The sequence below is a fragment of the Bacillus cereus group sp. MYBK139-1 genome, from assembly GCF_051916915.1.
Taxonomy (GTDB): Bacteria; Bacillota; Bacilli; order Bacillales; family Bacillaceae_G; genus Bacillus_A; species Bacillus_A pacificus.
Genome location: NZ_JBQAHO010000002.1, coordinates 938,718 through 964,961, shown reverse-complemented (window position 1 = coordinate 964,961; position 26,244 = coordinate 938,718). Strand labels below are relative to the sequence as shown.

Sequence of the window (26,244 nt, the reverse complement as noted above, 5' to 3'; positions counted from 1 at the left end):
AGAATGCAACAAAAACTTTTGTTGCCTCCCTTTAATCGAGCTTCTCTCCCTGGAACACACCTGTCCCGTCAAGATACGTACGCAACGACGCATATTGATCATTATGCCAAAACGCTTCTGAATCTACTAGTAACGCCGCATCTTGTCTAGCTGTTTCTAGCGCCCGATAATCATGTACCATATCAGCAACCTTGAATTCTGGTAAACCACTTTGCTTACTCCCAAAGAAATCTCCAGGACCTCTTAACTCTAAATCTTTTTCCGACAATACAAATCCATCATTCGTTTCGGTCATAATACGCATTCGTTCTTTTCCCGTTTCCGATTTTGGATCCGCTATTAATAAACAATACGATTGTTCACTACCACGCCCAACACGTCCTCTTAACTGATGAAGCTGTGATAAACCGAAACGCTCTGCATCATAAATAACCATTACAGTCGCATTCGGTACGTTCACACCTACTTCAACAACTGTTGTCGACACAAGAATTTGCACTTTATTTTCACTAAATTGCCCCATTATCTCTTCTTTTTCTTGAGATGATAATCTTCCATGCATTAATCCGACTTGACATTTCCCCTGATAATGATGAGTCAGCATACTATGTAAGTCAATTGCATTTTGTACATCAAGTTTCTCAGATTCTTCAATAAGGGGACAAATAACATATGCTTGTCTTCCTTTTTTTATCTCTTTCTCTACGAAACCGAGAACACGATCTAACATGTCATGTTTTGCCCAGTATGTTTCAATTACCTTTCTACCAGCTGGCATCTCATCGATTATAGAAACGTCCATCTCTCCAAATGCAGTAATTGCTAACGTACGTGGAATTGGTGTTGCTGTCATAAATAATACATCTGGACTTTCACCTTTCTCACGTAAAACTCGTCGCTGCGCTACACCAAATCGATGTTGTTCATCAGTAATCACGAGACCTAACCTATGAAAAATAACTTCATCTTGAATTAAAGCATGCGTTCCAACAAGGATATCTATTTCTCCTTGTTCTAATTTTGCCAAAATCTCTCGGCGTCTCACGCCTTTAACTGAACTTGTTAACAATTCAACCTTCATACCAAAGTGCGAGAACGTCTCTGCAAGCGATTGATAATGTTGTTCTGCTAAAATTTCTGTTGGAACCATTAAAGCACCTTGATAATGCGCTAATTTCGCTGCATAAAGACCAATTGCAGCAACCACAGTTTTACCAGAACCTACATCACCTTGCAACAGACGATTCATTCGATAAGGAGATGTCATATCTTTCATAATTTCATCTACAACTCGGCTTTGCGCACCAGTTAACGGAAACGGAAGTGCATCAATAAACTCTTGCAATTCTTCTGAAGGAATTTCTTTTTTCGTCCCTTTCGAATTTTCCCTCTCCATTTTTCGTAACGTTTGCATTTTTAACTGAAATAAGAAAAACTCCTCATATACAAAACGGCGACGCGCTTGCTTCAAGTCTTCCTGCCCCGCTGGAAAGTGCAAAGCCCGAAGCGCTTCATAACGTGGCAGTAATTTATACCGACTTAGCAATCCATCTGGTAACACTTCAACTATAGAGTCTCCATACTCCTTTAACGCTTGTGCAATAAAACGGCGCATCTGTTTTACTGTAAGTTTCCCTTTCACTGAGTACACAGGCTCCACTTCTTGTTGACGTACAACCGGTCCAAAATGAAGTTCTGATACCGCAATCGTTTGACGATGCTGGTCCCATTTACCAGTAATCGTTACCGTTTCATCTAAATTTAACTTCTGCTTATAGTACGGCCTATTAAAACATACAGCTGTAATTAAATAACGACCTACGAGGACACGAACCGTAAGACGCGACTTCTTCTTCCCATAATATTGCAGTAAAGGAGCACTATGAACTTTCCCCTCAACTGTTACACGTTCATCATGCTTTACTTCCGCAAGATCTTTCATCGCATAGTCTTCATAACGGTACGGAAAATGTTCTAATAGATGAGAAACTGTATAAATTCCCATCTCGTGTAGTAATTCAGATGTTTCTCCTCCGATTCCCTTTACATCCGTAACAGGAACTTGTACAACTTCATTCAAGATTCTCACGCTCCGTCACATTATTTTTTGATTCATTATCCATTAACATGATTGACATCTGTAATCGCTCTCTTTCACCCTATATATTCTATCATAGGCATTCTAAGAGAAACTACTCAAATCCCTCATAAACAACACGAAAGAAAAGAGCCTCACTATTAGCAGCAAGGCTCTTTTTGATCTTCAATATGCTAGCCTTTTGAATAAAAACTAGTAATAAACTTCATATTACTACTTATTATCCATTAGCAAGTAAGTAATCCATTTATTTTCAAAACGAATTTTTTCTTATTCTACAGAGAAGATGAAAGAATACACCGGTTGGTTTCCAGCATGTACTTCTACTTCTGCATCTTCAAAATTCTCTTCTACAAATTCAACTAATTCAGCTACCTCTTCGTCAGTTGCATCTTCACCTTGTAGAATCGTTACGATTTCAGAATCTTCATCAATTAGTGCTTCTAGTAATTGCTTCGCAGCTCCTACTTTTTCAGCATTTGTTGATACGATTTTTCCATCTGCGATACACATGAAATCATCTTTTTGAATTGCCACACCATCAATTTCCGTATCACGTACAGCATACGTAATTTGACCTGTTTTCACATGAGATAAAGCTTCTTTCATGTTTTCTTCATTTTCTTCTAGCGTTCCAACTGGATTAAATGCTAACATTGCAGCCATACCTTGAGGAACTGTTTTTGAACGAACTACAATCACTTCTTGATCCACAACTGACGCTGCTTGTTCTGCTGCCATTACGATATTCCCGTTGTTCGGTAAAATAATGATTTTTTCAGCATTTGCTTCTTCAATCGCCTTCACGATATCCTCTGTACTCGGATTCATCGTTTGGCCACCTTCGATAACTTTCGTCGCGCCAATGCTTTCAAATAAAGTTTTAATACCAGATCCCATAGCTACAGTTACGATACCGTACGGTTGTTTCTCTTTAGACTGGCTAGTTGGCTCAGGCATCATAGCAGGTTCATCTAATAAAGCAGTATGCTGTTCACGCATATTCTCTACTTTAATCTTGATTAAACTACCGTAACGTTGTCCGTAGTTCATAGCGTCTCCAGGATGCTCTGCATGAATATGAACTTTTACAATTTCATCATCAGATACAACTAGTAGTGAATCACCATACACACTAATATCTTCACGGAATTTTTGTTCAGAGAAATTATGTTCTTTCACTTTTTCAGCTTCTAATTTCACCATGAACTCCGTACAATATCCATACTTAATATCTTCTGTACTCAATTGGCTTTGTACACTACGGTGATGTTCTGCACGTACCATCTCATTCATAGATGGTTGGGCAGGTGCATCAGAAGAAATCGTTTCTCCTTTTAAGTCAGCTAAAAATCCTTCGTATACTACTACAAGACCTTTACCACCGCTATCTACAACGCCAACTTGTTTTAATACAGGTAATAAATCTGGCGTACGATTTAACGATGCGTTTGCTTCTTTCACAACGTCTTCCATAAACAAAACAAAGTCGCGCTGTTTTTTCGCAACTGTTACTGCATATTTACCCGTTTCTCTTGCAACCGTTAAAATCGTTCCTTCAATCGGTTTCATAACCGCTTTGTAAGCCGCCTCTACTCCAGCTTCTAAAGCTGCAGCAAAATCAACTGTTGTTAATTCTTCTTTTTGTTCAATGGATTTCGAGAAACCACGGAACAACTGAGATAAAATAACTCCAGAGTTACCACGAGCTCCCATTAATAATCCTTTGGCTAAACTTACGCCGACTTTACCAGCATGTTGTGAAGGATTTGCTTTCACTTCACGTGCGCCTGAAGTCATAGATAAGTTCATGTTTGTACCGGTATCGCCATCTGGAACTGGAAATACGTTTAATGCATCAACAAGCTGAACATTATTCGTTAAATTATTCGCTCCTTGAATGATCATTTGTGATAAACGTTTCCCATCAATTTTTTGAATTGACACAGATTTTCCTCCTTAATGCACATTACAAGTTTATTACTTTAACTCCTTGTACGTAGATGTTTACAGAATCTACTGCTAGTCCTACAGTTTGATCTAATGTATATTTCACTTTCGTCTGCACGTTATGTGCTACTTCTGAAATTTTCGTACCATAGCTCACAATAATATACATATCAATATGTACTTCATCTTCATCTTTACGAACAATAACACCTCTAGTGAAATTTTCTTTTCGTAAAATGTCTGTTAATCCATCTTTTAACTGATTTTTTGATGCCATACCTACGATACCGTAGCAATCTACCGCGGCACCTCCAGCAATTGTTGCAATTACATCTGTACTAATATCAATTTGACCGTACTTCGTTTTAATTTCAATTGACATCTCGTTTTCCCCCTTCATAAATGGTGAAAGTGAGTTAGACTACTTTAGTTACTATCATATAATCTTTTTAAAGAAAATTCCATCGTTCTTTCTTTTTCACTCTCATATTTTATGTTGAAAACTACACTTTTTTATGATGAGCAAAATAGTCCATTGTTATTATACAACATGTATCACTATAATATGTCAAGCAATTTTTCTTGATTTCAACTTTTCTTCCTTGACATATAGTGTCAAGTAATTTTTCTTGATTTCTTTTTTCTACAGTGTTGCATTCTCTTTTTAGTTGTGTTAAATTATAGTAGTGTTTTTAGCATCGCATAAAAGACTAACATTGAAAAATTACGTATGGTAAGGTATCAAGGGAGGGAAATATAAATGGCTCGTGTTTGTGCTATTACTGGAAGAAAAGCTCGTTCTGGTAACTCTCGTTCTCACGCAATGAACGCTACAAAACGTAAGTGGGGCGCTAACCTTCAAAAAGTTCGCGTACGCATCGACGGAAAAGTTCAACGTGTTTACGTTTCTGCTAGAGCATTAAAATCTGGCAAAATCGAACGTGTTTAATAATAAAAAAAAGAGCCGCTAGGCTCTTTTTTTACTATACCAATGGAAAAAGCACCGGTAATAGGTGCTTTTTTTAATCTTTTTTGAAGGTATTTAACATGGCACGAACAATTCCACCAAGAAATTTAGGTAACTTAATTGTATAAAATCTCATGGTTTCCCTCCTAATCCCCATTACTCCACTTGTTCACTATATGATGTAAGGAGCAAAATTGTTTCTTTAATCAGTGCTTCTTATCACCATTAATATGCCAGAAGTAAATGAAAAAGTACCTTTTTCCTCAACGAGTTCATTACTAATACAAAGTGTTGATCCCCACTCTATTTTTTTATTCGTTAGAGGATATTTAAAACCAAGTAATGTAATCCCTTCCACTATTTCAGTAACAGGCACAAAAGATACATAAGGGAAATTTTCATTTTCTTCAATTATATGTGTACCCTCTCTTTTTACACTTATTTCATTTTGATTGTCTACAATACACATTTCTATTCCTACTTCTAATCCTTTTAAAAGCATCTGTATATTCGCTAAACCGTGATCAAGTCTTCCGCCAGTAGCACCAAAAATACGAATGAGTGCCGGCTTTTGTTCTAACGCCCAGTTAATCGCAATTTCTAAATCTGTTTGATCTTTTTCACGAGGAACAATATGTAAATCATTTGTTTGTTGCCCCATCCATGCTAATTCTTCTTCAGTAACCGAGTCATAATCTCCAAACGCAATAGCAGGAGTAATACCTCTTTTTAATAAACGATATACTCCTCTATCAACTGCCACCCACACTACTTTCTCATTTTCATATGGAGAAAAATCTGCACAATATTCCGCAGGTCCTCCCGCTAAAATATGAATAATCATGTTTCCTTCCCCCTTCTATTGTAAAAAGGCAATCTGCCATTCGGTAGATTGCCTTTTTACATATTTTTTCTCTATCCTTTATAAATAGTGAAAACTTACTACACTAGAAGATTCACTGGGATAAAGACTCGTTCATTCATTATCCACGAATGACACGAATTGCTTCACCGCGGTCTTTTTGATTGTATACTGCTGACCCAGCTACAAGTACATTTGCTCCTGCTTCTACACAAAGTCTTGCTGTTTCAGCGTTTACACCACCATCAACTTCAATTTCTACTTCTAGATTGCGCTCTTTAACCATTTCTGCAACTTGTTTAATTTTCGGTAATACAGAATGGATAAATTTCTGCCCACCAAATCCAGGGTTTACTGTCATAAGTAATACCATATCAATATCTTCTAATACATGCTCAATCACTGAAACTGGCGTATGCGGATTTAATACAACCCCTGCTTTAATGCCATGAGATTTAATTAACTGAATTGTACGATGTAAATGAGGGCACGCCTCTACATGAACAGTAATAATATCCGCTCCCGCCTTTGCGAAAGTCGGGATATAGTTATCAGGATTTTCAATCATTAAATGTACATCTAACGGTAACGATGTGATCGGACGAATTGCTTCTACAATTAATGGTCCAATCGTAATATTTGGTACGAAATGTCCATCCATTACATCGACGTGAATGTAATCCGCTCCGCCTTTTTCTACATCTTTAATCTCTTCCCCTAATTTTGAAAAATCTGCTGATAAGATCGATGGTGCAATTTTAATCATAACTAATACCTCGGCTTTCTCTCTCTAATTTCTTCTACAAATTGTTTGTAATTCTTATAACGATATTCTGTAATCTTCCCCTCTTCAACCGCAGCCTTCACAGCACATTTCGGTTCAGAAAGATGTGTACACCCTCTAAATTTACAGTATTGGCTCGCTTCTTTCAACTCTGGAAAACAATATGTAAGATCTTCTACCTCTATATCTATGAAATCGAGTGAACTAAAACCAGGTGTATCTGCAACTAGTCCGCTTCCAATCGCAATTAATTCTACGTGTCTTGTCGTATGTTTCCCGCGTCCTAAATGTGAGGAAATATCATTCGTTTTCAGTTCTAATTCTGGACGTAAGACGTTAAGCATAGAAGATTTTCCAACACCAGATTGCCCCGCAACAACGGAAACACAACCTTCTAAGAACGGTTTTAAAATATCAATACTTTCCGATGTATTTATAGAAGTAAATAATACATCATATCCCATCTCACGATAGTCATTTGCATAAGATTCAACAGTCTCTCTCATTTTTTCATCCACTAAATCCATCTTACTAATGCAAATAATCGGCTTAATGTTATGATATTCAATCAGCACTAAAAATCGATCTAACAGTCCCGGATTAAAATCTGGTTCTACTGCTGAAAAAACAAGAATTGCTTGATCAACATTAGCAATAGGAGGCCTGACAAGTTCATTTTTTCGATCAAATACTTCAAGCACGTATCCTTCACTTGGATTATCAGCCTGAAAAACAACTTGGTCTCCTACCAGTGGTGTAATTTTATTTTTTCTAAACACACCACGCCCGCGACATTGTGTAATCCCTTCTTCATGCTGCACATAATAAAATCCACTTAGAGCTTTTACAATTTTTCCTTCTGGCATATAATTCTCCTTTATTCTGTATAAAGTGAAGCTGTAATTCATATTGAATGGATTATCATTCTTTAAATAAAGATTTCAAAACCCGTCATATATACACATTAATATATTTAATCTACCATCAAATTTAAAATATTATTTATAACAGTATCACTTTTATATCTTTTTGAATCATATATTTTTGCCTGTTATACAGTCCACTATATGTAGACAGCATAACAGGCAGAAGTAATACATTCCATTCTCTTTGGAGATAAAATGGAATTCATTATTATTGAGTTGGGTATGGTACTTCTTTGTCGATAATCGTTACACCATCTCGTACAATTTTATAATGTCCTTTTGTACCTTCTTGAATTACAAATTCTAATGAAATAGTTGCCGACTCTGAAATTGTTCTAGTTTCAATTGGTCTATCCATTTTTTGTTGCATATCTTCTTTATAAATTTCTATCGTTTGCGGTTTTTTCTCACCTATTATAGAAGACTCATACGGAATAGAAATATTATCTACTTTCACTGTTTTCGTTACTTTCGGCTTAGGACCTTCTGAGATGACAATCGTCACTTTATCTCCTTCTTTTAACGGCGTTCCTGGTTTTGGAGATTGCGAAATTACAAGTCCTTTATCAACAGTATCAGAATACTCTCGTTTTATATCTGGAGTTAATTTCCTCTCATTCAAATAACCATTGACACTATTTTCAGTCCATCCTGAAAAGTCACCTGGTCTAATTTGATAAGGACCCTTACTTACCCAAATTTTCAAGTCTTGTTCCGCCTCTACTACCATTTGATCCGGCGTCGGAATTTGCTCAACGATTTCACCTTTTGGTCTATCATTTTCAATATAATTTATTGTAACTTGTTTATATTTTTCTTCTAATTCAGACCTTATGCTCTCAAAATCTTTTCCTGTGAGATCACTCATCTTATTTTTCTTTTTCCCACCTGATTGATAGATAGTAATTTTAGAGTTCTCTTTCACGACTCTTCCGGCCGCAGGGTCTGTTTTTAGAACACCACCGACCTCTACATCATCTGTATATACAATATTAGGTTCCGTAACCTCAAAACCCTTTTCAACTAATGTATTTACTGCAGTCGTATATTTCATACCAGACACATCAGGGACTTTTACATCTTTTGGAATAAAGAATCCTGGAATAACAGTAAGGGCTAACGTTATTCCGATCGCTAAAAGTAAAAATGTTGTAATTAAAATTTTAAGCCATTTATTACTTCGTTTTTTCTTCTTATTTAAATCCGTTTCTTCTTTTCTTGTCTGTTCATCCACTTTACTTCCTTTTAAAACAATTGTTTCATCAGTAACATTTTCGAATAATTGTTCTTGTTGAATAATCGGAATCGCTTTTGTCGCTTCCATATCTTCCGGTATGTAAAATGGCTGCTCATTTATCCTCTCTGGATATAGCGCAGTTTCAATATCTCGTTTCATCGCATTGGCAGATTGATATCGATGAAACGGATCTTTCGCAGTTGCCTTTAATATAATATTTTCGACACTTTGCGGAATACTTTCATTCCATCTTTTTGGAGACGGAATTTCACTTTGTAAATGTTTTAAAGCTATAGCAACAGCAGATTCACCAGAAAACGGTTGTCTTCCTGTTAACAACTCAAACATAACAATCCCTAGGGAATAAATATCTGATTGTTTATTTGCTATCCCGCCGCGTGCTTGTTCTGGTGATAAATAATGCACCGAACCGAGTACTGAATTTGTATGTGTAATTGTTGTTGCACTTGTAGCTGTCGCAATTCCAAAATCTGTTACTTTTATTACTCCATCAGCTCGAATTAAAATATTGTGCGGTTTAATATCGCGGTGCACAATTTCAAAATGATGGGCGTGTGCCATGGCGGATGTTAACTGCTCCATAATATCAAGAGCTTCTCCTATCGGTAACATCCCTCGCTCAATTATGTATTGCTTCAATGTTTGTCCTGGTACATACTCCATTACAAGATAATATATACCATCTTCTTCTCCGACATCATACATATTCACAATATTTGGATGCGACAACGTTGTAACAGACTGCGCTTCTCGATGGAAACGTTTAATAAACTCTTCGTTATTTGAATAGTCGAGTCTTAATATTTTCACCGCTACATCTCGACCTAGTATATCATCATGAGCTAAATACACATTGGCCATTCCACCGCCACCAATCATTTTCAGTAGCTTATAACGGTCATTTAAGCGTTTTCCAATCAGCACGTTGCACTTCACCTACTTTCGTTTGTCGAACCCGCATAATCAATCAGAACAAGGGTGATATTATCTTCCCCGCCACGATCATTCGCCAATTGAATGAGACGTTGTCCCTTAGTTTCTAGCTGTTCATTTAACTGTAAAACTTGTTGCATATCAGCAATAGAAACTTTGTTAGATAGTCCATCAGAGCAAAGAAGTAACTGATCATCTTCCTCTAGCACTAATGTTTTCACATCTAATCCGACTTTCTCTTCTGTTCCTAATGCCCTTAACAAAACATTCTTTTTCGGGTGATATTCTGCGTCTTCTTTTGAAATTTCACCATGTCTCACAAGTTCATTGACAAGTGAGTGATCTTCCGTTACAAGCGAGATTTCCCCCTCTGATACCATATAACAACGACTATCTCCTATATGACCTATCGTCACAAAATTTGATGTACAAATCGCTATTATAAGTGTTGTTCCCATGCCGTTACATTCTACATGTTGCTTAGAGTATTCATATATACGCTCATTAATAATCCCCACACTAGTATGTAACCACTCTTCTACTTTTTTTGGCTCGTTCATATTATGCGTTTGCTTCCAATAATCATGGAATAATTGAATGGTCATCGAGCTAGCTACATCACCAGCTCGATGACCTCCCATTCCATCTGCTACTACCGCTAAAATATTTCCATCTAAATTGTGAAAAACTCCTGCACTATCTTCATTATGTTGACGAACTTTTCCTTTATCTGATAGAAACACGGCTTTCATCTCGTCACCTCGTCTCTTCTTTGCGCTCCTTCGCACGCAACTGACCGCAGGCTGCATCAATATCATGACCTTGTTCACGGCGAATCGTTACATTTACTCCACGATCTTTTAACGTTTTTTCAAATAAGAAAATTTGTTCACGTGGCGTACGTACATAATCACGTTCAGGTACGTAGTTTACCGGAATTAAGTTCACATGACATTTTACACCTTTCAAGAGCGCAGCAAGCTCTTCAGCGTGCTCAACTTGGTCATTTTCGCCTCCAAATAGTCCATATTCAAAAGTAATACGACGCCCTGTTCTATTTACATAGTATTTAATAGCCTCCATCAAATCTGGTAGCTTATAAGCACGGTTAATCGGCATTAATTTTGAACGTAATTCTGAGTTTGGAGCATGCAGTGAAATCGCAAAATTAATTTGTAAGTCTTCTTCAGCGAACTTATAAATTTTCGGAATGATTCCACTTGTCGAAACCGTCATATGTCTCGCACCAATATGAAGTCCTTTTTCATGGTTAATGATGCGTAAGAATCCCATTAAATTATCATAGTTATCAAATGGTTCTCCAATTCCCATAACGACAAGAGAACTTACACGTTCTTCTGATTCATCAAGTGCACGTTGCACTTCTACTACTTGTGCTACAATTTCTCCAGCTTCTAAGTTTCGCTTTAAACCGCCAAGCGTTGAAGCACAGAACGTACACCCAATACGACAACCTACTTGTGTTGTTACACAAATGGAATTTCCATATTCATGTCGCATTAATACCGTTTCAATAGAATATCCATCATATAATTGGAATAAGAATTTAATTGTTCCATCCGAAGACGTTTGTTTTACTAACGTATTTAAAGTAGTAATATCAAAGGAATTCGACAATTTTTCACGCAATCCTTTAGAAAGGTTTGACATATCTTCATAATTTTTTACACGTTTTTTATATAACCAATCAAAAATTTGTCCAGCACGGAACTTTGGTTCTCCTTGCTCCTTTAACCAATCTTGCATTTCATGAAGTTGTAAAGAGTAAATTGATGGTTTTTTCGTTTCTAAATTTTTCTTTTGTTTTCTCACAGTCGTTTCCACGATGCTACACCTTCTTCCTTAAACAAGCAATATAAAAGCCATCTGTTGCAAAATAATGCGGTAAAATTTGTACTTGACCTTCATCAATATACGGACTTAGCTTTTCTGGCATACGCTCTTTTATCGTAGTATCCCACTCAAACTCAGGATGCTCTTGTAAAAATCGTTCTATTACTTGTTCATTTTCTATTTTTTCAATTGTGCACGTACTATAAACAAGGCGACCACCTTGTTTTAATAACGGTGCGATTTTTTCTAGTATTGCAAGTTGGATCGTCGATAATCTTTCACTATCGCCTTTATCTTTACCTAACTTAATATCAGGCTTACGTCTAATTACACCAAATCCAGAGCATGGGGCATCTACTAATATTTTATCAAACGTTTCATTTGCAAAGTGTTCTTGTACTTTTCTAGCATCTAATGCCTTTGTTTCGACATTTCCTAGACCAAGTCGCTCTGCTTGTTGTTTAATTAAACGTACTTTGTGTGCATGTAAATCAAGGGACATGACTTGACCAGTTCCTTTTAATCGCTCTGCAATATGCGTTGTTTTTCCGCCTGGAGCAGCACAACTATCAAGAACTACATCTCCCTCATCTGGTTCTAAGGCACTTGCTACCAGCATAGAACTTTCATCTTGAATAGAAAGAAAACCTTTTTTAAACGCATCTGTGTGCGCTACATTTCCTTTTTCAATTTGAATTGCATCATCTGATAAATCGCCACGCTTCGCTTCTATACCTTCACTAGCTAATAATGTAATTGCTTCTTCTACTGTTATTTTATCAACATTTACACGCGCTGTTGGTACAGGCGGTAACATGTTAACTTCACACATTTTCTCAGCAGTTTCTAAACCATATTCTGAAGCCCATTCTTGGACAAGCCAAACTGGATGACTTGTTGCAATTGCCAAGCGTTCTACTGGATCTTTGATTTCATCTACAGAAGGTACACCTTCTCTTTGAATCGAACGTAATACACCGTTCACCATACCAGCAATTCCTTTATGCCCGCGACGCTTTGCAATCTCAACCGCTTCATGAATAGCCGCTCTTTCGGGCACTCGGTCTAAATAAATCATTTGATATAAAGATAAGCGAAGCAATACTCTTACCCACGCTTCAACCTTCTTTTTTAAAAAAGGCTGTAAATAATAATCTAATGTGTCACGACGTTGAATTGTTCCATATACAATTTCAGTTAATAAACCAATATCTTTTCTATCAATTGTACTTTTTTCAATTAGATTATTTAAAAGTAAGTTACTGTATGCACCACTTTTTTCTACTTGAATTAAACCATCAAGAGCTAATTCACGAACATTTTGTCTCATGCATTTTCTCCTAACTTCGTTCCAATTTCAGGTTTTGTGCCACGTAAGAATTGCGAACAACTCATACGCTTTTTACCAGAAGGTTGCAATTCTGTAACTTTAACACCAGTTTCATTACCAGTTGCTACAACGAAACCATCTTCTTCGATTGCAACAATCGTACCTGCTTCAGCTGATTTCGTTACAGGTACTTTTTCTCCCCACCATACTTTAACAACTTGTCCTGCTAAAGTTGTATAAGCAACTGGCCATGGATTCAATCCGCGAATGTGATTGTATACTTCTTCACCTGTTTTTGTCCAATCAATTTTCTCTTGCTCACGTTTTATATTATATGCAAACGTTACTTCTTCCTCGTTTTGTTTAATTGGTTCTAACTTACCTTGAATTAGTAAAGGTACTGTTTTAGATAGAAGATGTGCCCCTGCTTCACTTAACTTATCAAATAACGAGCCTGTCGTTTCACGCTCTTCAATTTCCACTTCTACTTGCGTTAAGATATCACCAGCATCCAATTTTTCTACCATATACATAATTGTAATACCTGTTTTTTCTTTCCCTTCCATAATTGCATAATGGATTGGTGCACCACCACGAAGTTCAGGAAGTAAAGAAGCGTGGACGTTAATACATCCATACTTCGGTGCTTCTAAAATTTCATTTGGTACAATTTGACCGAACGCAGCTGTTACAATTAAATCCGGCTCTAATGCCAATACTTTTTCATATTCGTCTTTTTCACGAATTCTTAACGGTTGTAACACTGGAATACCATGTTTTTCTGCTTCCACTTTAACAGGCGTAGGTGTTAATACTTTCTTTCTGCCTACCGGACGATCTGGTTGCGTCACAACACCTATTACATCATAGCCATCTTCAATAAGACGACGAAGCACCGGCACTGAAAAGTCCGGTGTTCCCATAAAGACTACTTTTATCATTTAAAAACCGCTCCTTTTAATACCTATTCTAATTCGTTTTCCTCATAATATCTTGTCACTTTCGATGTAAATAACACACCGTGTAAATGATCGATTTCATGTTGAATTGCACGCGCTAAAAACCCTTCTGCTTCTAATAAAAATACTTTACCTCTGCGATTTTGCGCACGTACTTTAATATAATCCGCACGTTCCACTTCACCATAAAGTCCCGGGAAGCTTAAACAACCTTCGGGACCTACTTGTTCACCACGTTTTTCTAGTATCGATGGATTGATTAACTCAATTTTCCCAGTATCATCACCTATATCAACTACCGCCACTTGCAAGCTTACCCCTACTTGAGGCGCAGCTAAACCGACTCCGTCCGCAATTAACATTGTTTCATGCATATCTTTCAACAATTTCACTAACTTTTTATCAAAGTTAATTACTCTTTCACACGGTGTTTCTAACACTTCATTTGGATGCTTTACTATTTCTAAAACTGCCATATTTCCCTCCGCTACATTAACATTGTTGGATTAAAATCAATTGAGATTTGTAGCTCTTTTTGCATTTCTGCTTGATAATGTTCATTTACCATTTTGAGCACGTTCTTTAAGTTTGGTTCCCGTTTGTATTTTATCATGCATTGATAACGATATCTATCTTTTATCCTTGGAATTGCTGAAGCAACCGGTCCTAACACCATCGTTTGCTGCGAACAGTGAGTCCGTAAATGACCGACAATTTTTTCCGTCACTTGTACTGCCTTTAATAATTCTGGATGAGATACCGTCACAAGTACAACATAGTAATAAGGTGGGTATTGTCTCGTTCGCCTCATTTGCATTTCTTGATCAAAAAACACATCATATTGTTGGTTCTTTGCTAACTCTATACTATAATGTTCTGGCGTATACGTTTGAATGATAACTTCCCCTGGCAATTCATGTCGGCCTGCTCGTCCACTTACTTGCGTCAATAACTGGTAAGTCTTTTCACTCGCCCGAAAATCAGGTAAATGAAGCATCGTATCAGCAGTTAAAACACCAACAAGCGTTACTTTCGGAAAATCTAACCCTTTTGCAATCATTTGTGTTCCAAGTAATATATCTGCTTTTTCTTCCCCGAACGCCTTTAATAATTTCTCATGCATCCCTTTACGACTCGTCGTATCTACATCCATTCGAATGACTCGTGCCTCTGGAAATAGTTTTGTAATTTCTTCTTCTACCTTTTGCGTACCTGTACCAAAGAAACGAATGTATGTACTTTGACAAGCAGGACACGCAGTCGGCATATTTTCTTCGTAACTGCAATAATGGCATTTTAAACGATGGTTCATTTTATGATATGTCAGCGAGATATCACAATGCGGACATTGTACAACATACCCGCAATCACGGCACATAACAAATGTAGAATGACCTCTTCTATTTAAAAAGAGCACCATTTGTTCTTTCTTTTCTAACCGATCTGCTATTTTTTCATGCAGCGCCTTTGAAAACATGGAGCGATTCCCCTCACGAAGTTCTTCACGCATATCAACAATCTCTACTGTCGGTAAAGCTTGTTCGTTCATACGTTTTTCCATCGTCAGTAATTCATACACACCTTTTTTCGCTCTTGCAAACGATTCAAGCGTCGGTGTTGCACTACCAAGAACGATAGGGCATTTATGATATTGTCCTCTCCACACAGCTACATCCCTTGCATGATACCTCGGATTATCTTCTTGCTTATAGCTCGATTCATGTTCCTCATCAATAATAATAATCCCTAAATTTTCAAAAGGAGCAAATACAGCTGAACGTGCACCAACTACGACTTTCACTTCTTTTCTTAAAATCTTACGCCATTCATCATATTTTTCTCCAACAGACAGCGCACTATGAAGAACTGCAACTTGTGAGCCAAATCTACCTTTAAAACGATCTACCATCTGAGGCGTTAGTGCAATTTCAGGAACAAGTACAATAGCTTCTTTTCCTTTCTCGAGCACCGCTGCTATAGATTGTAAATATACTTCTGTTTTTCCGCTTCCTGTAACACCATATAGTAAAAATGGATTGTAAGTTTCATTTGTAATTGATGATAAAATCGGTGTAATAACTTGCTTTTGTTCCTCAGTAAGTGGAAATGGTTTCGTTTGTTCAAAATCGTCATCGTCATACGGATTTCGGTACACTTCCACATACTTTTCTGAGAGTAGTCCCTTTTTAACAAGTGCTTTAATTGGAGCATCTGTTATTTGTAACTCTTCTGTTATTACTTTTAGCGGTACACTTTTATAATTTTCCACAAAATAATAGAGGACATCTTGTTGTTTTTTACTTTTCAGTTCAAATGCTGCTAATTCTAATTTATCTTCTGGCAACTCCGGTTGAACGACTCTTTGTTTCTTCTTTTGTACTTTATCTTTTACTTGATAAACAACTTCAATCGTGCCATGTTTAATTTCTTGTTGAATCGTGCGGTATAGATGTGGCTGCGTCTCAATCGCTTCCCAATCTATCGCTTCTTTGTCCTGAAATAAAAACAGTAGTTCAGGTGCTACTTCTTCTTGTTTACGAAGCTGTAGACGTTTTTTATATGTTGCTTTTATCGCCGTTGGAAGCATAACTTGAAAAGCTGAAATCATATAACATAACGTTTCACTTGTAAGCCAATACCCCAGCTTTAACAACTCTTCATTTAAAACGGGTGTTACATCTAAAATTTCATGGATTGTCTTTAACTTCTTACTTTCTACTTCAACAGAATCTTTAATCCCAATAATAAAACCTTGCAATTTCCTTGGGCCAAACGGAACTACTACACGCATGCCTGTCTGGACAATATCTTCCCATTTTTTAGGGATAATATAATCAAATGGTCGATCTGTCTGACGTGCAGGTACATCAACAATTACACTTGCAAATTTCATAGACGATCATCTTCTAACATCATTTCAATTTGCTTTAATATTTCACGAGCAACCTCTTTCTTCGTTAAAAGTGGCAACTCTATAACTTCTCCATCTTTTCTATACATTGTTACAATGTTCGTATCTGTACCAAATCCAGCTCCTTGCGCCTTTACGTCGTTGGCAACAATCATATTCGCATTTTTCTCACGTAATTTTTTCGTTGCATATTCCTCTACGTTTGTCGTTTCAGCCGCAAAACCGATAAGTAACTGTTTGTCCTTCATCTCACCTAACGTTTTTAAAATATCTACTGTTCTCTCAAGTTCAATTACAGCATCGCCATTTTTCTTTTTCATTTTATTATCATGAACGTATTTCGGGCGATAATCTGCAACTGCTGCTGTTTTAATAACAACATCTACGTCTTCATAATGTTGAATAACCGCCTCTAACATATCTTGCGCAGATTCCACTTGCACCGTAGTTACATGTAATGGTGGATGTAATGCTGTCGGTCCCGAAACGAGTATGACGTCAGCACCTAAGTTCGCTGCCACTTCCGCAATCGCATATCCCATTTTTCCAGAAGAAAAATTGGTCATAAAACGAACTGGATCAATCTTTTCACGCGTTGGACCAGCAGTTATTAATATTCTTTTTCCATGTAATGGTTTTTGTTCTGAAAAAGCCTCTTCTAACCGTGCGATAATCGCTTCAGGTTCTTCTAATCTTCCTTTCGCTACATAACCACACGCTAAAAAACCTTCTCCAGGCTCAATAAATGTATATCCTAACGTTTTTAACGTCATCATATTTTTTTGAACAATTTTATTTTCATACATATGCACATTCATAGCAGGTGCAATCCACACTGGGGCTGTAGTAGCTAACAAAGTAGTTGTAATCATATCATCTGCAATACCGTTAGCTAACTTTCCAATACAATTGGCTGTAGCAGGTGCAACAAGTACAACATCTGCCCAATCTGCTAAATCGATATGAGCAATAACAGCTGAGTCTTTCTCATCAAATGTATCCGTATATACATCATGGCGAGAAAGCGCTTGGAATGTAAGAGGTGTAACAAATTTCATTGCCGACTCACTCATCATTACTTTTACAATAGCACCAGATTGTGTCAATTTACTCGTTAACGCAGCAGCTTTAAAGACCGCAATGCCTCCTGTTACACATAAAAGTATCTTTTTCCCTTTTAGCATATGGCTCGTCCTCTTTCTTTTTCAAACTTATAATACTGAAACAAGATTATCAGCTCATCAGTATCAATATTTCTTCCCTACCGTAAAAAAATAACAACCTACTTGTAAATAGGTTGTTACCGTTACATAGAAAATTATAAAGTCTATGTTTTAAATTGTCGAAGACAAAGTCTTATTCAGTTACTTTATCTTCACTTGGTACGTAGCTTAACGCTTCAATATCGATTTCTTCTAATGCTTTACCTACACATTTATGAGAAACTGGTTTTTCTACAACACAGTTATTAGCAAGTTGCATTTCGCGCGCACGTTTTGCAGCCACTGTTACAAGTGTATATTTAGAATCGATTTTTGTTAATAATGAATCAATTGATGGATTTAACATAATTATAGACCCTCCGTCATTTCTTTATAATATTTTGCTACTCTTTCGCGGCGGCAATGTTCGCCAACCACAATTGCTTTAATTCTTTCACAAGCTAGTTCAACTTGGTCGTTTTCTACAACGTAGTCGTAAGCGTCCATCATATCAATTTCTTCTTTCGCTACCGTTAAACGATTTTCAATAACATCTTCAGTTTCTGTACCACGACCGACAATTCGGTTCTTTAGTTCAGATAAACTTGGAGGTGCTAAGAAAATAAATACACCTTCTGGGAAAGCTTTCTTAACTTGAATTGCTCCTTGCACTTCAATTTCTAAGAATACATCTTTTCCTTCTTGTAATGTTTTTTCAACATAGTCAATTGGTGTTCCGTAATAATTACCTACGAACTCAGCCCACTCAAGTAATTTTTCATTACGAATCATTTCCTCAAATTCTTCTCTCTCTTTAAAGAAATAATCCACACCATCCACTTCACCTTCACGTGGCTTACGTGTCGTTACTGAAATGGAGTACTGAAAACGTGTATCCTCATGACTAAACAGCTCTTTTCGAACCGTTCCCTTACCAACCCCAGAAGGTCCTGAAAGAACGATGAGCAATCCTCTTCTACTTCTCATAAATATGTAAAACCTACCCTTCCTCACTTAAATCTTCTTTATTATTCAAACGATGTGCAATCGTCTCTGGCTGAATTGGACTTAATACAACATGCCCATCATCCATAACAATAACCGCCCTTGTTTTTCTCCCATACGTAGCATCAAGCAAAGCATTATGTTCGCGTGCTTCCTGTACTGTTCGTTTAATAGGAGCTGACTCCGGACTTACAATAGCAATAATTCGATGAGCAGATACAATATTTCCGTATCCAATATTTAAAAACCGCATGGCCATAGTTTGCGCCTCCTAGTAAGTCTATCCGATTTCTCCACCACGTATAACTTTATATATTTTTTGAAAGCTACTCAATATTTTGTACTTGTTCACGAATTTTTTCAAGGTTATTTTTCATTTCTACAACATATTTTGAAATTGTTAAGTCATTTGCCTTAGAACCAATCGTATTAATTTCTCTATGCATCTCTTGCACGATGAAATCCATTTTCCTTCCAACAGGCTCTTCAATCTGCAGTGTTTCACGGAATTGTTCTAAATGACTTTGCAAACGAACTAACTCTTCGTGAATATCACAACGCTCAGCAAAGATTGCAACTTCTGTTAGCAATCTTTGTTCATCTAGATCTTGATTATGTAATTCCTTTAAGCGATTTTCTAATCGTTCACGATATTTTCGTGTAACAATTGGTGCATGCGGAATAATAGCATTTACACAATTGTGAATCTCTTGTAAGCGATACGCTATATCTTTATGTAATCGTTCTCCTTCGCCATCTCTCATCGTTTTTAACATATGAGCAGCTTGGCGAACAGCCTCATATAAACTGTTCTCAAATTGTTCATTTACGTTTTCTACCTCTTCAATCGCTGTTACTTCTGGCATTGCCATTAATTGCTCGAGTGTAATAGAATCTTGTAATTGAAATTTTCCTTTTATATCTTCCATAATTGATTGGTACTGCTCAAGAAGCGACCAATTCACACTTAATTTTCTTTCAACAAGCCCTTCACCCGCTATACTAATAGACACTTCAATACGTCCACGGCGAACTTGCTGTGCAATTATTTTACGAATTTTGTCTTCAAATACCATCATTTGCTTCGGTAGTCGAATACTCATCTCTAGAAAACGGTGGTTCACCGATTTCATTTCTACTGTAATTTGAAAAGTATCACTCTCTACTTTCGACCTTCCAAATCCTGTCATACTACAAATCATTTTTTATCACATCCAAGCCATGAAATAACTCAATGAAAAAGGTAATAGAGACAAGGCTCTACTACCTTCTGTAAATTATATCACATTTTCATATCATTGACTATTTCAAGTTTAATCCCTTCTTATATAATATTGGCTTTTCCTTCTTCCCCTTTTTCCCTGTTAATAAAGAGCCTACTAATAAGAAGGTCGGAATTGATGATAAACCTCCAATTAACAACCAATCTCTCGCTTGTATTGGCATCGTGCTAAAAATCGGCTGTAACGGTGGATAATATATAACGACGAGCATGAGTAGTAATGAAATGATAACCGCTCCTACTAAATACACATTTCCAAACGGATTGCGGTGGAAAACAGAATGCTCACTTCGGCAATCAAATACATGAATCAGCTGAGCAAGTACCAACGTTGCAAACGCTACAGTTTGTGCATATTTCAGTTCATTTGGATGTTGATTATATGCAATAATAAACGCTACTAACGTCACTGCCCCAATTAGAAAGCCACGGCTTATAATTTTCCAGGCAAGCCCTCTAGCAAATACCCCTTCTTTCGGATGACGCGGCGTCCTCTTCATCACGTCTCCCTCGGCCTTATCCAAACCTAATGCCATCGCCGGTAAACCGTCAGTAACTAAATTCACCCATAAAATTTGAATTGGAACCATTGGCAGCGGTAATGCAAGCAACATTGCAAATAGCATGACCAAAATTTCTCCAACGTTCGATGCTAATAAATAACGAATAAACTTACGTATGTTCTCGTATATATTTCTACCTTCTTTAATTGCTGATTTTATCGTAGCGAAATTATCGTCCAGTAATACAAGAGAAGAAGCTTCTTTCGCAACGTCTGTCCCTGTAATTCCCATCGCTATCCCAATATCCGCTGTTTTTATAGCTGGAGCATCGTTTACTCCATCACCTGTCATCGCTACTATATGTCCTTTATTTTGCAACGCCTTAACAATTTTTAATTTATGTTCTGGTGATACACGAGCAAATACATACGTATCTTCTACAACATTTTCTAATTCTTCTACATCCATAGTTGCGAGTTCTACCCCTTCAACAACGCGTCCACCTGGTGGTAAAATGCTTAATTGTTCTGCAATCGCCATTGCAGTCACTTTATGATCACCTGTAATCATCACTGTTCGAATACCAGCTTCTCTGCACTCTTTTACTGCCCGCTCTACTTCTGGCCTTGGCGGATCAATCATTCCTTGTATTCCAACTAACATAAAATCTTTTTCAACGTCTCTTTCATGTTCAATTGAGTCTGTTACTTTTAAAGGCTTAAAAGCAACTGCAATTGTTCGAAGTGCTTGACTACCTAAGCTATGAATAGCCGCCTGTACTTCTTTTCTATACAACTCACTTAATGGTTGCTGCTTATCCCCCCATAAAATCGTTTGACTCATTTGCAGAAGGACATCTGGTGCTCCCTTCGTAACGACAAACTTTTTACCCTCTCGATCTCGTACAATAACACTCATCATTTTTCGAGTTGAATCAAACGGAAATTCACGGATAATTTCAAATTTTCCTTTCAGCGCCTCACGCGTTATCCCCGCTTTCATTGCTGCAGCTACAAGCGCTCCCTCAGTTGGATCTCCATCTAATACATACGCCTTTTTCTTTTGAATAATATTTGCGTTATTGCATAACGAACCAAATGTAAGTAGTTGATAAAGTGATTTCGTCTTAGCTGGATTAATTTCTTTTTCACCTTTCATAAACGAGCCATTAGGTTCATATCCTTGACCTGTCACTTTCCACAACTCTCCACCTGACCACATATGTGTTACCATCATTTTATTTTGCGTCATCGTTCCTGTTTTATCAGAGCATATAACAGAAGCGCAACCTAACGTTTCTACTGCTGGTAACTTTCTTACAATTGCTCTCTTTTTTATCATACGCTGTACACCAAGCGATAAGGCTACTGTAACAATTGCTGGCAATCCTTCTGGAATAGCAGCAACAGCTAGCGACACACCCGCTAAAAACATATGATACACTTCATTCCCTTGATACACACCAGCTAACACGACAAGCGCTGTCAAAACAAGAGCCACAATAATTAATATTTTTCCGAGTTGCTCTAATCTTCTTTGCAGCGGTGTTTCCATCTGCTCTGCATTTTGTAACATATTTGCAATTTGTCCCATCGCTGTATTCATACCCGTTGCTACAACGACTCCTGTTCCAGATCCTCGTGTAATCATCGTACCCATAAAAGCCATATTTTTTTGATCACCAATTGAAACATCTTGCCCTTGCAATGCTTCTACTTTCTTCTGCACGGGTACTGACTCTCCTGTCAAAGCCGATTCTTCAATATATAAACTTGACGCCTCAACAAGACGTACATCAGCTCCAACACGATCGCCACTAGAAAATTTAATAATATCACCTAAAACGAGTGCTTTAGACGGTGCCTTTACCCACTTTCCATTTCGCAGTACAGTTACTTGCGGGGCGGCTAGCTCTTTTAAAGCTTCCAATGACTTTTCAGCCTTTCTTTCTTGAAAAAAGCCGAGAATACCATTGATAATAACAATTGCCACAATCGCAATAGAATCAATGTATTCCCCTAAAAAGGCCGAAACGATTGTTGCACCAAACAAAACAAGCACCATAAAATCTTTAAATTGCGCCAAAAATACCATTAGTGCAGAAGGCCTTTTCGCTTCATCTAGTTCATTTGTACCAAATTTTTTTATTCGCCCTTCTGCTTCTTTCTCTGTAAGTCCAACCTTCACATTCGTATTCGTTCTTTCTTCCACTTCATGTGCACGCATTCCATACCAGTTCATCCTGCTATCGACCTCCTGATTCCAGACATACTCTATTGAAAGCTTATTCAGCCTCGTCCAAAAAAATGCTATAATTAACTTTTAGTTAGAAAGGAGTGTTCATTTATGGCATTCGATGGATTATTTACAAGAGCGATTACACATGAAATTGCAAATTCTCTTTACACGGGAAGAATTTCAAAAATATATCAACCTTCAAAATACGAGATTTTATTACATATTCGAGCAAACGGAAAAAATCAAAAACTGATTCTTTCCGCTCATCCGACATATGCACGTTTACACTTAACAAATCAAAATTATGATTCACCTGCACTTCCACCAATGTTCTGTATGCTTCTTCGTAAGCATTTAGAAGGTGGATTTATTGAAAAAATTGAACAAATTGATTTAGAGCGTATTATTCAAATCACTGTTCGTAGCAGAAATGAAATTGGTGATGAATCGCTAAAAACATTAGTAATTGAAATTATGGGACGACATAGTAACATCATTTTAGTAGACACAAAAACAAACAATATTTTAGATAGTTTAAAACACGTTTCCTTAGCAGTAAACCGACATCGAACTGTATACGCTGGGGCTGAATATATTGCACCACCAGCACAACATAAAATTAACCCACTTCAGATCGAAACAAATGATGAATTTATTAGACCGCTAGACTTTCTATCTGGAAACATGGATAAACAGCTAGTCGGAACCTTTACCGGAATATCACCATTATTCGCAAAAGAAGTAGTGAAAAAAGCAGGTATGGTAAATGAAAAAGCATTAGCTGACGCATTTTTCTCCATACAAAAACCATTATTAACTCATACATATTCACCAACAATGACTACTTCAAACGGGAAAGAATTCTTTTATCTTTTCCCTCTTGCGCACTTAGCAGGAGAAGACAAGACATTCTCATCTGTTAGTGAATTGCTAGACCGTTTCTTTTTCGGAAAAGCAGAGCGTGACCGTGTAAAACAACAAGCTCATGATTTAGAGCGCTTTATGCAAAACGAAAAAAATAAAAATGAGAAAAAACTCATTAAACTAGAAAAAACATTACAAGATGCTGGAAAAGCAGATAAATATCAACTATTTGGAGAACTACTTACAGCCAATATGTACGCTTTGAAAAAAGGCGATAAAGATATTGAAGTCGTTAACTATTATGATGAAAATGGTGGAACTGTAAAAATCGCATTAGATCCTTTAAAAACACCATCTGAAAATGCACAACGCTATTTCCAAAAGTACCAAAAAGCGAAAAATTCAGTTGTTGTTGTAGAAGAACAAATCGAAAAAACAAAGGAAGAAATTCTTTATTTTGATAGCTTACTTCAACAAATGGAAGCTGCTTCTTCAAAAGATATTGAAGAAATTCGTGAGGAATTAGCTGAAGAAGGTTATATGCGCAATCGTAAAACGAAAAACGGAAAGAAAAAGCCTACTAAACCAGTATTAGATAAATATGTAGCAAGTGATGGCACAGAGATTTTCGTCGGTAAAAATAATAAACAAAATGATTATTTAACAACGAAATTTGCCCGTCGTGATGAGATTTGGTTACATACGAAAGACATACCTGGTTCTCACGTTGTCATTCGTTCTTTAGAACCTGCTGAAGAAACTTTACTAGAAGCTGCTAAAATTGCTGCTTATTACAGTAAAGCAAAAGAGTCTAGTTCTGTACCTGTTGATTTCACCAAAATACGCCATGTGAAAAAGCCGAGTGGTGCAAAACTTGGTTTTGTTACGTACGACAATCAGCAAACTGTTTATGTAACACCAGATGCTGATACTGTAATGAAATTAAAAGCTTAAATATAAAAATGCGTTGCTCATAAGCAACGCATTTTTATATTCGTTCAAACTAGTTCATATACCCATTCACTAATTCATAACATCTTTCTTTTGTCATCTTGTATTTCTCTTCTGAAGCATCTATACGTCTCATCGTCCCGTTATTTGTATCAGTACCAATTGCTTTAACCTTACTTTCCTTTTCTTTAACCCACGCAATTTGTTTCGTTTTTAATGACTGAAATGCATTAGGGGACATCGTATTTTTTAATGTACTGTAAATTTCATTTAGTTTATTATCCCACAGTTCATAATTTCCTTCTATTTCATTTACTATGTCATTTGTTGACATGACATTTGTATGTTTTTCTTGGTTTTCTAGAGCCGCTAACTCATTTAAAACCTTACTTTTACCTACTGCTGACGAAGTTTCTTTTTTAGTCTGCTTCTCTTCTTTAGAAGTAGCATGCGTACTCATGTTATTTTCCTTAATGTTTTCGTGTTCTTGACTACTATTTTCTTTCGCTTCTTTTTCCTGCTTTTGCTCATCTAAATTATATGTAATAACCGATGTTTTTGCATCCACAGCTATTGATCTAGTATTTTCTTTAAAAATATATTTTTTGTCACCACTGTTTTCTTCTTTAACAAAATCGACATTCTTAAAGCCTCGAATTTTCAGAAACTCACTAGCTTCTTCCTTCGTAAGTTTTAAATCTCTCGGTGTATGCGATGACCATTTATCCATTAACCATTTTCCATCTTTATAAACGAAAATAAATTCCCATATCTCTGCTTCATTTCCCATATCATTTGAAGGTATAATCGTTTCAATCGTTAAATTTTTATCTTTCTGTGTATACGTTAATCTCATTTCTGGTTCAATATTAATAGGGAATGGCAACATATCTGTCTCTCTAGATCTATTAAATGTTTCAAGCGAATTAGGAAGCTGGTTCTCTACAAATTTTTCTGTAACTAATCCCTTAACTCCTTTTTTCGCTGTCGCCAAATCTCCAGGATTATTTCGACTCCATCCATTTTCTTTTTCCATCTCACTAAATGCATTTGCTATTGCATCTACACTCTTTCTTACAATCTTTTTCGCTTCTTTTTCTGTCACTTCTGGCGCTTCATCAAGCTGTTCAATCGTTTCATTTGCTTGAACTTTGATTTCACTTTTTTCACACGCTGTTACAACTAGCATACTAGCAGCGAAGCAAAATGACATGACTTTACTTAATTTCTTCATATACTCACATTCCTTATTCCTATTTATTCGTTACGCACCTTTATCTACAAGAAAACATAACGACCTCTTATTATACCAATTATCGCCATTTATTTATACAAAAAATATAATATTAGAATTCAAAGATTATAAT

23 protein-coding genes are annotated in these 26,244 nt (G+C 36.7%); 2 read left to right on the top strand and 21 right to left on the bottom strand.

Annotation, left to right across the window (positions count from 1 at the left end; all coding sequences use genetic code 11):
- Positions 1 to 31: 31 nt before the first annotated feature.
- The 3 genes from recG to ACTFRS_RS16240 form a co-directional block, all read right to left on the bottom strand.
- Entirely contained in the window at positions 32 to 2,080 is a 2,049-nt protein-coding gene (recG, locus tag ACTFRS_RS16250; RefSeq protein ID WP_087954491.1) for an ATP-dependent DNA helicase RecG, read from the bottom strand.
- A 288-nt stretch (positions 2,081 to 2,368) separates the two neighbouring features.
- Positions 2,369 to 4,045: a DAK2 domain-containing protein gene (locus ACTFRS_RS16245; protein ID WP_000027114.1), complete on the bottom strand. Its 1,677-nt coding sequence runs from the start codon at positions 4,043 to 4,045 to the stop codon at positions 2,369 to 2,371.
- 22 nt (positions 4,046 to 4,067) lie between these two features.
- Positions 4,068 to 4,430, bottom strand: coding sequence for an Asp23/Gls24 family envelope stress response protein (locus ACTFRS_RS16240; protein ID WP_000021109.1), 363 nt, complete (start codon positions 4,428 to 4,430; stop codon positions 4,068 to 4,070).
- A gap of 378 nt (positions 4,431 to 4,808) precedes the next feature.
- Here ACTFRS_RS16240 and rpmB point away from each other — a divergent pair, with 378 nt between their 5' ends.
- Positions 4,809 to 4,997: a 50S ribosomal protein L28 gene (rpmB, locus tag ACTFRS_RS16235; RefSeq protein WP_000124776.1), complete on the top strand. Its 189-nt coding sequence runs from the start codon at positions 4,809 to 4,811 to the stop codon at positions 4,995 to 4,997.
- 73 nt (positions 4,998 to 5,070) lie between these two features.
- Here rpmB and spoVM read toward each other — a convergent pair whose 3' ends face one another.
- The 17 genes from spoVM to ACTFRS_RS16150 all read right to left on the bottom strand — a co-directional run bounded on the left by spoVM (position 5,071) and on the right by ACTFRS_RS16150 (position 23,065).
- Entirely contained in the window at positions 5,071 to 5,151 is an 81-nt protein-coding gene (gene spoVM / locus ACTFRS_RS16230; protein WP_001213599.1) for a stage V sporulation protein SpoVM, read from the bottom strand.
- Positions 5,152 to 5,217: 66 nt separating this feature from the next.
- Positions 5,218 to 5,859, bottom strand: coding sequence for a thiamine diphosphokinase (locus ACTFRS_RS16225; RefSeq protein WP_139866962.1), 642 nt, complete (start codon positions 5,857 to 5,859; stop codon positions 5,218 to 5,220).
- Positions 5,860 to 5,998: 139 nt separating this feature from the next.
- Positions 5,999 to 6,643 (bottom strand): ribulose-phosphate 3-epimerase, encoded by a 645-nt coding sequence (rpe, locus tag ACTFRS_RS16220; RefSeq protein WP_000589966.1) that lies wholly within the window; start codon positions 6,641 to 6,643, stop codon positions 5,999 to 6,001.
- 2 nt (positions 6,644 to 6,645) lie between these two features.
- On the bottom strand, positions 6,646 to 7,527 hold the full coding sequence (gene rsgA / locus ACTFRS_RS16215) for a ribosome small subunit-dependent GTPase A (RefSeq protein ID WP_001113936.1): 882 nt from the start codon (positions 7,525 to 7,527) through the stop codon (positions 6,646 to 6,648).
- A gap of 268 nt (positions 7,528 to 7,795) precedes the next feature.
- On the bottom strand, positions 7,796 to 9,769 hold the full coding sequence (gene prkC, locus ACTFRS_RS16210; RefSeq protein WP_242293313.1) for a serine/threonine protein kinase PrkC: 1,974 nt from the start codon (positions 9,767 to 9,769) through the stop codon (positions 7,796 to 7,798).
- An 8-nt stretch (positions 9,770 to 9,777) separates the two neighbouring features.
- Positions 9,778 to 10,530, bottom strand: coding sequence for a Stp1/IreP family PP2C-type Ser/Thr phosphatase (locus ACTFRS_RS16205; protein ID WP_139866958.1), 753 nt, complete (start codon positions 10,528 to 10,530; stop codon positions 9,778 to 9,780).
- Positions 10,531 to 10,534: 4 nt separating this feature from the next.
- Positions 10,535 to 11,623 (bottom strand): 23S rRNA (adenine(2503)-C(2))-methyltransferase RlmN, encoded by a 1,089-nt coding sequence (gene rlmN, locus ACTFRS_RS16200; protein ID WP_000450543.1) that lies wholly within the window; start codon positions 11,621 to 11,623, stop codon positions 10,535 to 10,537.
- 4 nt (positions 11,624 to 11,627) lie between these two features.
- Positions 11,628 to 12,962, bottom strand: a complete 1,335-nt coding sequence (gene rsmB / locus ACTFRS_RS16195; protein WP_139866956.1) for a 16S rRNA (cytosine(967)-C(5))-methyltransferase RsmB — start codon at positions 12,960 to 12,962, stop codon at positions 11,628 to 11,630.
- Positions 12,959 to 13,903 carry a methionyl-tRNA formyltransferase gene (fmt, locus tag ACTFRS_RS16190; protein ID WP_000598791.1) on the bottom strand — a complete coding sequence of 315 codons (945 nt, stop codon included), beginning with the start codon at positions 13,901 to 13,903 and terminating at the stop codon, positions 12,959 to 12,961. The genes rsmB and fmt overlap by 4 nt, the downstream gene beginning before the upstream one ends.
- Before the next feature lie 23 nt (positions 13,904 to 13,926).
- Complete coding sequence (def, locus tag ACTFRS_RS16185; protein ID WP_000279468.1) at positions 13,927 to 14,397, bottom strand: peptide deformylase; 471 nt, start codon at positions 14,395 to 14,397, stop codon at positions 13,927 to 13,929.
- Positions 14,398 to 14,408: 11 nt separating this feature from the next.
- Positions 14,409 to 16,814 carry a primosomal protein N' gene (gene priA, locus ACTFRS_RS16180; RefSeq protein WP_139866954.1) on the bottom strand — a complete coding sequence of 802 codons (2,406 nt, stop codon included), beginning with the start codon at positions 16,812 to 16,814 and terminating at the stop codon, positions 14,409 to 14,411.
- Positions 16,811 to 18,016 (bottom strand): bifunctional phosphopantothenoylcysteine decarboxylase/phosphopantothenate--cysteine ligase CoaBC, encoded by a 1,206-nt coding sequence (gene coaBC, locus ACTFRS_RS16175; protein WP_000911756.1) that lies wholly within the window; start codon positions 18,014 to 18,016, stop codon positions 16,811 to 16,813. Before coaBC ends, priA begins: the two co-directional genes overlap by 4 nt.
- Before the next feature lie 172 nt (positions 18,017 to 18,188).
- Positions 18,189 to 18,401 carry a DNA-directed RNA polymerase subunit omega gene (rpoZ, locus tag ACTFRS_RS16170; protein WP_000933969.1) on the bottom strand — a complete coding sequence of 71 codons (213 nt, stop codon included), beginning with the start codon at positions 18,399 to 18,401 and terminating at the stop codon, positions 18,189 to 18,191.
- Between the two features lie 2 nt (positions 18,402 to 18,403).
- On the bottom strand, positions 18,404 to 19,021 hold the full coding sequence (gene gmk / locus ACTFRS_RS16165) for a guanylate kinase (protein ID WP_001257738.1): 618 nt from the start codon (positions 19,019 to 19,021) through the stop codon (positions 18,404 to 18,406).
- A gap of 13 nt (positions 19,022 to 19,034) precedes the next feature.
- Positions 19,035 to 19,298 carry an extracellular matrix/biofilm regulator RemA gene (remA, locus tag ACTFRS_RS16160; RefSeq protein WP_001251456.1) on the bottom strand — a complete coding sequence of 88 codons (264 nt, stop codon included), beginning with the start codon at positions 19,296 to 19,298 and terminating at the stop codon, positions 19,035 to 19,037.
- A 67-nt stretch (positions 19,299 to 19,365) separates the two neighbouring features.
- Positions 19,366 to 20,241, bottom strand: coding sequence for a YicC/YloC family endoribonuclease (locus ACTFRS_RS16155; protein ID WP_139866950.1), 876 nt, complete (start codon positions 20,239 to 20,241; stop codon positions 19,366 to 19,368).
- 100 nt (positions 20,242 to 20,341) lie between these two features.
- Positions 20,342 to 23,065, bottom strand: a complete 2,724-nt coding sequence (locus ACTFRS_RS16150) for a calcium-translocating P-type ATPase, SERCA-type (RefSeq protein ID WP_139866947.1) — start codon at positions 23,063 to 23,065, stop codon at positions 20,342 to 20,344.
- A 105-nt stretch (positions 23,066 to 23,170) separates the two neighbouring features.
- On the opposite strand from ACTFRS_RS16150, the gene ACTFRS_RS16145 reads away from it, so the two are divergent.
- On the top strand, positions 23,171 to 24,880 hold the full coding sequence (locus tag ACTFRS_RS16145; RefSeq protein WP_000863254.1) for an Rqc2 family fibronectin-binding protein: 1,710 nt from the start codon (positions 23,171 to 23,173) through the stop codon (positions 24,878 to 24,880).
- Between the two features lie 49 nt (positions 24,881 to 24,929).
- Here the strand turns inward: ACTFRS_RS16145 and ACTFRS_RS16140 are convergent, their stop codons facing one another.
- Positions 24,930 to 26,111, bottom strand: a complete 1,182-nt coding sequence (locus ACTFRS_RS16140) for a lysozyme inhibitor LprI family protein (protein WP_440024684.1) — start codon at positions 26,109 to 26,111, stop codon at positions 24,930 to 24,932.
- Positions 26,112 to 26,244: the final 133 nt, after the last annotated feature.